Below are 10052 nucleotides of genomic sequence, written 5' to 3' on the forward strand. Positions count from 1 at the left end.
TGGCTTGAGCTGGTGCTGAGGTCCAACTTCATCGTGACGAGGGAGGTGCGCCGTGACCACCGGAACCATGACCCGGGAGGACCGGGTCCGGCTCGCCCGGGCTGCCCTCGCACGTGCCGAGGAGCGGACCGGTGCGCGCAGCGTGCTGCCGATCGGCACACGTCCTGAGCCGCCCGTCGTCGCACTGGTGCCCGAGGTGCCCACCGACGAGCCGGCGCCCGACGTGCATGTCGGGATCATCACCAGCGAACGACCGCCCATGGCGGTGCCTCCGGCGCTGGCCACGCTCCTGCCCGAGGGGCTGCGCCGCGGCGCGACGACGGTCGTGACCGGGTCCACCTCGCTGGTCCTCGTCATGCTCGCGCACGCGTGCGCCGGTGGGGCGTGGGCCGCGGTCGTCGGGCAGCCGACCGTCGGGCTGCTCGCCGCCGCGCAGGCAGGCGTGTCGCTCGAGCGGCTGGCCGTGGTACCGCGTCCCGGGCTCGAGTCGCCCACCGTGGTCGCCGCGCTGCTCGACGGGGTGGACGTCGTGGTCGTCGGACCGGAGGTCGCACTCACCGACGCCGACCGCAGGCGCCTGTCCTCCCGCGCTCGCGACCGCGGGTCCGTGCTGCTGTCGACCGTCGACTGGCCCGGTGCCGGGGTGGTGCTCACCGTGCAGCGGGGGCGGTGGACCGGGGTGGACGCGGGCGCGGGGCGGCTGCGGACGCACGAGATCCGGGTGGCGCGCACCGGCAGGGGCAGTGCCGCCGTGCCGCAGTCGCTCGACCTGACGCTGCCGCTGGGCGTCACCGAGCAGGTCAGCCAGCAGGTCACCGTTGCGCCGGCTGTCGAGGCGACCGGTCTGAGGCTCGTCGGATGAGCACGCGGACCACGGTGCTGTGGGTGCCGGACTGGCCGGTGGTAGCCGCCGCGGCGACCGAGGAGGTGCCTGCCCACCTGCCCGTCGCGGTGCACGACGGGCAGCGGCTCACGGCCGTGTCCGCCCTCGCGCGGGCCGAGGGGGTGCGCCGCGGGATGCGTCGGCGTCAGGCGCAGGGAGTCTGCCCGGAGCTGGTCCTGCTGCCTGCCGACGACACCCGCGACGTCCGCATGTTCGAGCCCGTCGCGGCTGCAGCGGAGACCGTGGTGGCCGGTATCGAGGTGGTCCGTGCCGGGATGCTCCTGCTGCCCGCAGGTGGCGCCAGCAGGTATCACGGGTCCGAGGAGGCGCTCGCGGAGCTGCTGGTCGACGCCGTCGCCGCGCGGTCAGGGCACGAGTGCGCGGTCGGCACCGCGGACGGGTTGCTGGCCGCGGTCCTGGCCACCCGGTCGGGGAGCGTCGTGCCACCGGGCGGGTCGCCCGCCTACCTCGCGCGGCACGGCGTGACCGAGCTGGTGCACGCGACGGTCACCGACGCGGCGGCGGCAGCGGTGACGGATCTGGTGGACCTGCTGCACAGGCTCGGGCTGCGCACGCTCGGGCAGCTCGCCGCGCTGCCGCCCACCGACGTGCACGCACGCTTCGGGCGCCTCGGCGCCTGGGCGCAGCTGCTCGCACGCGGGGACGACGAACGCCCGCCGGCACGCCGACGCCCCGAGGCTGACCTCGAGGTGTCCACCGAGCTGGACCCGCCGCTCGACCGGGTCGACTCGGCGACGTTCGCCGGTCGACGGCTGGCCGAGGAGCTGCACGAGCTGCTCGTGCAGCACTCCGTGACCTGCGGGCGCCTGCAGATCGCTGCACGCACGGACGAGGGCACCGACCTGGTCCGGACGTGGCGCACCGACCTCGGCGGATGGGGTGGCCTGACGCCTGCCCGCATCACCGACCGGATCCGCTGGCAGCTGGAGGGCTGGCTGGCCACGACCGCGGTCGAGACGGCACGCAGCCGCGCCGGGGACGACCCTGCGGCGCGTGTCCGGTCGGCCGGTGCGCGGGCGGCTGTCGCGTCAGGCAAGGACCCCTGGGCGCACGACGACCTGCCGGTGGACCCCTGGCACGACGACGACTCCCGGTCGGTCACGCTCGTGCACCTCGCCGTCACCGCCCTGGACGTCGCACCGGCCGGCGCCGAGCAGGGGCGCCTCTGGGGCGGACCGTCGGGCGGTGACCTGCGCGCGCACCGGGCGTTGGACCGCGTGCAGGGGATCGTCGGCGGGGCCGGGATCCTCGTCGCGACGCTGCAGGGCGGCCGCGACGTCCGTGACCAGGTGCACCTGCGGCCGTGGGGCGAGCAGACCGAGCCGGCGCGGCCGGTCGACCGACCCTGGCCGGGGCGGCTGCCCGATCCCGCGCCGGCGACGGTCCTGGACCCGCCCGAGCGGGTCGAGGTGCGCGACGCCGCAGGGATCCCGGTGGTGCTCGACGTGCGCGCGGGGATGACCGGGGAGCCGGCGTGGGTGCGGTGGCTCCCGCGGGAGGACGACGACACCACACCACAGGCTCGGCGACGACCCGGCGCGCGCTTCGACAAGCGGTCCCTCTCTCGTGCTGCCGTGCGGGACGTGCCCGCCGACGAGGTGCGGCCGGTCGTCGGCTGGGCGGGGCCGTGGCTGCTGAGCGAGCGCTGGTGGACCGACGACCGTCCAGGTCTGCGCGCGCACCTGCAGGTGACGTTCGACGACGGTCGCGCCGTGCTGCTCGCCTGCACGGCGACGGGCTGGACGTGCGAGGCGACGTATGACTGACACGGCAGCCGTCACCTCGCCGCGCGGCGGGACGTCGCTGCGCTACGCCGAGCTCCACGCGCACTCGGCCTTCAGCTTCCTGGACGGGGCCAGCCAGCCCGAGGAGCTGGCCGCGGAGGCGTCCCGGCTCGGGCTGCGGGCGCTCGCGGTCACGGATCACGACGGGCTCTACGGCGTGGTGCGGTTCGCGCAGGCGGCCCGCGCGGTCGGCCTGCCCACCGTGTTCGGCGCCGAGCTGCACCTTCCTGCACCGGACGGGCGCCGTCATCACCGGGAGGTCCGAGTGACCCCTGGGCCGCCGGTGCTCGACCTGCCGACGGGAGTGCCCGACCCGCGGTCGTCGCACCTGCTGGTGCTCGCCCGGGGTGCCGACGGGTACCGGGCACTGTCGCGCGCGATCGCGGAGGCGCACCTGCGCACCGGCAAGAAGGGCGCCGCGGACTACCGGCTCGAGGAGCTCGCCGCGACCGCGAACGGACAGTGGCTCGTGCTCACCGGGTGTCGCAAGGGGACCGTCCGTCGGGCGCTCGCAGGCGGTGACCCGTCCGGGGTCGCTGGAGTCGCAGCGTCGGGCGTCGAGGCCGCGCGCAGGGAGCTGGACCGGCTCGTCGCCCTGTTCGGGCGCGGCAACGTGGCGGTCGAGACAACGGCGGCGGGGGACCCGTACGACGCCGAACGGTCTGACGCCCTGGCATTCCTCGCAGCCGAGGCTGGCCTGCCGCTGGTCGCGACGGGGAACGTCCACTACGCCACCCCGCGCGACGCCGACCTCGCCTCGGCGCTCGCCGCGGTCCGCGCGCGGTCGTCGCTGGAGGACCTGGACGGCTGGTTGCCGGGCGGACCCGGTGCGCACCTGCGGTCGGCAGCCGAGATGCTCGCGCTGCACCGTCGGCACCCGTCGGCCGTCGGGACTGCGGCGGACCTGGCCGACGAGTGCGCGTTCGACCTGTCCCTCGTCGCGCCGAACCTGCCGCCCTACCCGGTGCCGGACGGCCACACCGAGGCGACCTGGCTGCGGGAGCTGGTTCGACGGGGTGCCCTCGAGCTGTACGGACCGCCCGACCATGAGCGTGTGCCCGGTGCGTACGCGCAGCTGGAGCACGAGCTGCGCGTGATCGAGGACCTCGGGTTCCCCGGCTACTTCCTGGTCGTCTACGACCTGGTCGACTTCTGCCGGCGCAACGGGATCATGGCCCAGGGCCGCGGCTCGGCCGCCAACTCGGCGGTCTGCTACGCGTTGCGGGTCACCGCCGTGGACGCCGTACGGCACGGTTTGCTGTTCGAGCGGTTCCTCGCCCCGGAGCGAGACGGGCCACCGGACATCGACGTCGACATCGAGTCCGCGCGCCGCGAGGAGGTCATCCAGTACGTCTACGCCAAGCACGGCCGCTCGCACGCCGCGCAGGTGGCCAACGTCATCTCCTACCGGCCACGGTCGGCCGTCCGGGACGCTGCCCGCGCGCTGGGGTACGACGCCGGGCAGCAGGACGCGTGGGCGTCGTCGATCGAGCGGTGGGGGAGCCTGCGCTCACCGGCCCAGCCCGTGCCGGTGCCGCCCGAACGTCCGCACACGAGCTCCCGGGCGCCTGCGCCGGTCGAGCCGGCACCGGGCCGTCCTGCCCGACCGCACGCCGGTCACGCCGGCCCGGTGCCCGAGCCCCCGACGACCGTCGTCACAGCACGCGAGGAGCGGTGGCGCACCCGGGCCTCGATGTGGGGCAACACGTGGGAGCCCGGGCCGGTGCTGCGGGCACCGAAGGGCGTGGACACCCCCGGGCTGGCCACGGCGGACGGGCACGACGTGGTCCCGGCGGTGCTGCCACCGTCCGCGAGCGACCTGGACGAGATCCCCGAGCAGGTCATCGACCTGGCGGACCGGTTCCTGCGGCTCCCGCGGCACCTGGGGATCCACTCGGGCGGGATGGTCATGTGCGACCGACCCGTGATCGAGGTGTGCCCGGTCGAGTGGGCGCGGATGCCCGGCCGCACGGTGCTGCAGTGGGACAAGGAGGACTGCGCGGACGCGGGGCTGGTGAAGTTCGACCTGCTCGGGCTCGGCATGCTCACCGCGCTGCGCATCGGGTTCTCGTTCGTGAAGGAGCACGAGGGCAAGGAGCTCGACCTGCACGGGCTGCCCGCCGAGGACTCGCAGGTGTACGACCTGCTCAGCGCGGCGGACACGGTCGGGGTGTTCCAGGTGGAGTCGCGTGCGCAGATGGGCACGCTGCCGCGTCTGCAGCCGCGCACGTTCTACGACATCGTGATCGAGGTCGCCCTGATCCGGCCTGGCCCGATCCAGGGTGGCTCGGTGCACCCGTACATCGAGCGCGCACACGGTCGGCAGCCGGTCACGTACCTGCACCCCCTGCTCGAGCGGTCGCTCGCCAAGACCAAGGGCGTCCCGCTGTTCCAGGAGCAGCTCATGCAGATGGCCATCGACGTCGCCGACTTCACGCCGGCCGAGGCGGACCAGCTGCGGCGCGCGATGGGGTCGAAGCGGTCGACCGAGCGGATGGAGGCGCTCCGGGGGCGGCTCCTCGACGGGATGGCGGGGCACGGGATCGACGCGGAGACCGGCCAGCAGATCTTCGACAAGCTCAAGGCGTTCGCGGACTTCGGGTTCCCGGAGTCGCACGCCTACTCGTTCGCGTTCCTCGTGTACGCCAGCGCGTGGCTGAAGGTCTACCACCCGGCCGCGTTCTACGCGGGTCTGCTGGCGGCGCAGCCGATGGGCTTCTACTCGCCGCAGTCGCTCGCCGCCGATGCTCGTCGGCACGGCCTGGAGGTGCTGCGCCCGGACGTCCAGCTCTCCGACGTGCAGGCGTGCGTCGAACGCCTGTGCCCGACGCCGACGGGCGGGGAGCCGCTCCTGGTCCCGACCCCCAGCGGGACCGGACCGGTCACCGCACCCGGCGTGCGCACCGGCGCGGGGGCAGAGCGGCCGAGGTCGTTGGCGGTGCGGCTCGGGCTCGCGTCGGTGCGGTCGGTGGGGGAGGACGTCGCGCAACGTGTCGTCGACGAACGCCGCGAGCGCGGCCCGTTCGCCGACCTGCGCCAGCTGGTCCGGCGGGTGCAGCTCTCCACCGCGCAGCTCGAGGCACTGGCCACCTCGGGGGCGCTGGACAGCCTGGGCGTGACGCGTCGGGAGGCGCTGTGGGCTGCCGGCGCGCTCGCGCAGGAAGGCCCGGACACGCTGCCGGGCGTCTCGGTCGGGGTCAGTGCACCGACGCTGCCGGGGCTGAGCGACGTGGAGATCGCCACCGCGGACGTGTGGGCGACGGGGGTGTCCGTCGACTCCTACCCGACGCAGTTCGTGCGCGACGGGTTGGACGCGGCGGGGGTCCTGCGGGTCGAGCAGGCGTACACGCACGAGATCGGGCGACGGGTGGCCGTCGCGGGCGTCGTCACGCACCGTCAGCGCCCGGGCACAGCCGGTGGTGTCACGTTCCTGTCGCTGGAGGACGAGACGGGGCTGCTCAACATCGTCTGCTCGGCGGGCCTGTGGCAACGGTTCCGCAAGGTGGCCCGCACGTCCCGTGCGCTGGTGGTGCGGGGGAGGCTGGAACGGTCCGACGGGGCGACCAACCTGGTCGCCGAGCACCTGGTGCCCATGTCGTTGCGGGTCAGGACGAGCTCACGCGACTTCCACTGAGGCGCCGGTGGCCCTCACGGTTCGCGGACCGGCTCTCCGTCTTCGATCTGCTCAACCTCGACGTCGGACGACGCGTCCTCCTCGTCCATCGGCGGGTCGAGCGTGCGCAACCGGGAGAAGATCGCCCAGCACACCGCGACGAGCGGCACGGCGATGACCGCTCCGAGGATCCCCGCCGTCAGGGTTCCGGCCGTGACCGACAGGGCGATGACGACCGGGTGGAGCCGCACCTGCCGACCCATGATGAACGGCTGGAGGATGTGCCCCTCGAGCTGCCCGATGCCGGCGATCCCGATCGTGACGAACACCGCGGACCAGAACCCGTTGGCGGCCAGGGCGACGATCGCGGCGATCACCATCGCCAGCGGCGCCCCGACCAGCGGGATGAACGCGCCGATCATCACGAGCACAGCCAGTGGCGCCGCGAGGGGCACGTCCAGGATCAGCAGCAGGACGAAGGCCAGGAAGCCGTCGGTGAGGGCGATGAACACCGTGCCCCGCGTGTACCCGGAGAATGTGTACCAGCCGGCGCCGGCCGCCGTCTTCCAGGTCTCCCGGACGCGGGACGGGAGCTGGTTGAGGAACCAGGTCCACATGTCTCGGCCGCGCGCCAGGAAGAACACCGTGCAGAAGATCGCCAGCGCCAGCGCGGTGAAGATCTCGACCACCGAGCCGGCTCCCGCAGCCGCCTGTCCGGCCAGGTCTCCGGCGTGGTCCTGCACCCACTCCTGCCCGTTGCTGATCCACTGGGCGATCTGGTCCGCCGTGATGGTGAACGGCAGCGACCCGCTCTCGAGGAAGTCGGTGATCTCGTTCAGGCCGTTGCCGAACTGCTTGGTCAGGTCGGTCCACTGGTCCGCCACGGAGTAGGCCACGTAGGCGAGCAGCCCGATGAACACGAAGAAGCCACCGAAGATCGCCAGCGCGGTCGACAGGCCCCGAGGGAGCCACCTCGACAGGAAGTCGACGATCGGACGCAGGACGGCGGTGAACACGAACGCGATGAACAGCGCGATGAACAGCAGCTGCACCTTCGCCAGCACGAAGACGATCACGTAGACCATCGCGAGGACGACGAGCAGCCGCCACGACACACCGGCCGAGTTCCGCAGCCACCGCGGCGCAGTTTGCTCGTTCCCGTACACGCTCGGATTGCGACGCGCACCGGCCACCTTCCGGGCAGCCGGCCCCGGTACACGCCCTGGTGTCTGGCCGACGTCCGTCATCGAGCTCCTTGCGTCGTCGAAGAATCCTCGTTCGTACCTCGCGCACAGTCTGCACCGGGCGACCGATGCGTGCCGGACTCCCGCGCCGTGCTATCTTTTCTGCCGCACCTGAGGGCGCCTCCGGGTGCCCTGCGGTCCACCTGTCCGGGTGGCGGAATGGCAGACGCGCTAGCTTGAGGTGCTAGTGCCCGAAAGGGCGTGGGGGTTCAAGTCCCCCTCCGGACACTCGTTGAGACAGCGACCAGAAGCCCCTGAACTGCGGAAACGCGGGTCGGGGGTTTCTTGGTTGGGCGCCGTCCCGAAGGTGAAATCGGGCGCGAGACGCTCGGCCCCCCTTCTGCAGCCTTCCGCCGAGCCCCTAGCGTGGACAATTCGGACACCGACGGCGGTGCCCGCCGTTCGTCAGGGGGATCTCATGGCACGTCTACGTCGCTCGCTCGCCACCGTCGGCCTTGCCGGCGGCTTGCTCCTCGCCTCGGCCGGTGCCGGGCTCGCATGCCCGTCGGACCCTTCCGCCGATCCGGCGACCTGGGAGTACGGAGGGGTCTACGACTGCAGCAAGGTCACCTACAAGCACGGGCCGCGGACGTACACCAAGCCGTCGGCCGTCGCGTTCGTCGTCATCAGGACAGGGAAGACGAACTTCGTCAGCGACCTCGGGGACGCGAACGAGGGCGACCGCACCTACGTCTTCACCAAGCCGATCCGGTTCGTCATCACGTGCTTGTTCACCGACGCGTAGTGGACCCGACGACCCTCAGCCGACGAGCCGCAGGGGCCGACCGGTGATCACCGCGAGCCGTTCGACCTCGCCGAGCGCTCCGGGCTGCGGCGCCAGGAACCACTCCACCCTGACGTCGTCGCCGGACTGAGACCACGTCCCGGACACGACGCCGCCCACGAGCACGAGGTTCGCGCCCTTGCTGACCAGGCCGCGCACCCCAGGAGGCACCACGTGCGCGTCTGCTGTGCCCGGGCCGAGGACCCACTGGTCGTACTTCGGCAGGAGCCGGACGTCGGTCGTCGCGGGAGTCGACCGCAGCTCGTCGAGGTCCTCGCGAAGGATGATCGCGGAGGTCCCCTCGACGTCGACAGACGCGAACCGGGAGGCCAGCGAGTCGAGCCAGGACCGGATCCGACGACGGCCCGCGCCCAGTCCGGCACCGAGCCAGTAGTACAGGTGGTCCGGCGTCGTCGGGCCATAGGCGCGCACGTAGGACTCGACGGCGTACCGACCGGCGTCCTCGAGCTCCGGCAGACCGGCCCAGAGCGGGTTGCCGTCCAGACGCTGGAACGTGCCGCCTGGCCCGAGGCAGAGGTCGCCCTGCCACGCGAGCGGCTTGAGCAGCGTCCAGGCACCCGCGGCGAACGCGCTCTCGAGGTGGCGGTACTCGGGTCTGGCGGTCAGGGCGGCGCCGAGCTCGTCGTGCGTCAGCGGACCGTCGCCGAGCGCCTCGCGGACTGCCGCCCGCAGCCGCGGCCAGTCCTGCGGTGCCAGTCCGTAGTAGCTCTGCCAGCTCGGCAGCTCCCACATCCGGCTCGCGGCGCGCAGGGCGAGGAACGCGGCGCCGTCCGACGGCGTCAGCAGGTGGGTCGCACCACGGAAGGCGAACGTCGAGATGACCTCCCCGGACGCCAGTGCGCGCGCGACGTCCCCCGGCCTCGGATCTCCGCGGCGGACGCCGGTGGCGAGCTCGGGCGCGTGCTCGGCGGGGACGGCGCCCAGCAGGCGCACCACGTCGGCGACCGACCGCTCGGCGACGCCCGGGGCGAGCGACTGCCGCCGCAGCCGCCAGGCGAGGGCCTGCGGCCAGCCGACCTTCGGGTCAGTCACCACCCGCACCCGGGACCTTGTCGGTGACGTCCTCGTACTCCTTGGCCGCCGGGAGCTGGCTGGGCGCGTAGATCAGTCGCACGACGCCCGTCGGGAAGACGTCCGAGCGCAGCAGCGTGAGCGGGTAGATCTGCTCACCCTCGTCGAAGAGCCGCTCTCCGTGCCGGGCCGCGACGGGGTGGACCAGGAGGCGCAGCTCGTCGAGAAGGCCCGCGGCCAGCAGCTGGCGGACGACGGAGATCGAGCCGGGAACCAGGATCTTGCCCTCGCCCGCCTTCAGGGCGGCCGCGACGTCGACGAGGTCGCCGTCCAGCTTCTCGGCGTTGCGCCAGCCGAGGTCCTGCGAACCACGGGTCACGACGATCTTGCGCACGTCTCCGAGCGACGCTGCGTACGCGGCGTCCTCGCCGCCTGCGGCCTCACGCTCGGGCCAGGCTCCGGCGAAGCTGTCGTACGTGACGCGCCCGATCAGCAGCACGTCGACGTCGGAGTAGTCGTCCCCGACCGCGGCGCCCATGTTCGAGTCGAAGTACGGGAAGTGCCACGCCGGGTCGATCTCGACGACACCGTCGAGAGAGATGAACAGGGTGGAGACGATCGTCGCCATGGGGTCCTCCGGGGCTTGTCGAACGTGGCCGCACGAACCGCGGCACCACACGATCTGACCGTA

Annotated in this window: 7 protein-coding genes and 1 tRNA gene; 5 read left to right on the forward strand and 3 right to left on the reverse strand. The window is 73.0% G+C overall.

The genetic code is table 11. The features are described 5' to 3' along the window. Positions 1 to 52: 52 nt before the first annotated feature. Genes AC1DPN_RS13465 through AC1DPN_RS13475 form a run of 3 tightly spaced genes read left to right on the forward strand, consistent with a single transcriptional unit; the run spans position 53 to position 6322 of the window. Complete coding sequence (locus tag AC1DPN_RS13465; RefSeq protein WP_477085272.1) at positions 53 to 862, forward strand: hypothetical protein; 810 nt, start codon at positions 53 to 55, stop codon at positions 860 to 862. Next, positions 859 to 2670: a DNA polymerase Y family protein gene (locus AC1DPN_RS13470; protein WP_477085273.1), complete on the forward strand. Its 1812-nt coding sequence runs from the start codon at positions 859 to 861 to the stop codon at positions 2668 to 2670. The genes AC1DPN_RS13465 and AC1DPN_RS13470 overlap by 4 nt, the downstream gene beginning before the upstream one ends. Then, a complete protein-coding gene (locus AC1DPN_RS13475; protein WP_477085274.1) occupies positions 2663 to 6322 on the forward strand; it encodes an error-prone DNA polymerase in 3660 nt (1219 codons plus the stop codon). Before AC1DPN_RS13470 ends, AC1DPN_RS13475 begins: the two co-directional genes overlap by 8 nt. Positions 6323 to 6336: 14 nt before the next feature. On the opposite strand, the gene AC1DPN_RS13480 is transcribed toward AC1DPN_RS13475, so the two are convergent. Continuing rightward, a complete protein-coding gene (locus AC1DPN_RS13480) occupies positions 6337 to 7548 on the reverse strand; it encodes an AI-2E family transporter (protein WP_477085275.1) in 1212 nt (403 codons plus the stop codon). 142 nt (positions 7549 to 7690) lie between these two features. Between AC1DPN_RS13480 and AC1DPN_RS13485 the strand changes: the two genes are divergently transcribed. Then, positions 7691 to 7773, forward strand: a tRNA-Leu gene (locus tag AC1DPN_RS13485). Between the two features lie 190 nt (positions 7774 to 7963). Beyond that, positions 7964 to 8290, forward strand: a complete 327-nt coding sequence (locus AC1DPN_RS13490; protein WP_477085276.1) for a hypothetical protein — start codon at positions 7964 to 7966, stop codon at positions 8288 to 8290. Positions 8291 to 8305: 15 nt separating this feature from the next. Here the strand turns inward: AC1DPN_RS13490 and AC1DPN_RS13495 are convergent, their stop codons facing one another. Then, positions 8306 to 9382 (reverse strand): DNA glycosylase AlkZ-like family protein, encoded by a 1077-nt coding sequence (locus AC1DPN_RS13495; protein ID WP_477085277.1) that lies wholly within the window; start codon positions 9380 to 9382, stop codon positions 8306 to 8308. Then, positions 9375 to 9989 (reverse strand): dihydrofolate reductase family protein, encoded by a 615-nt coding sequence (locus AC1DPN_RS13500; protein WP_477085278.1) that lies wholly within the window; start codon positions 9987 to 9989, stop codon positions 9375 to 9377. Before AC1DPN_RS13500 ends, AC1DPN_RS13495 begins: the two co-directional genes overlap by 8 nt. Positions 9990 to 10052 lie beyond the last annotated feature (63 nt).

Source organism: Cellulomonas sp. P4_H4, from assembly GCF_056400865.1.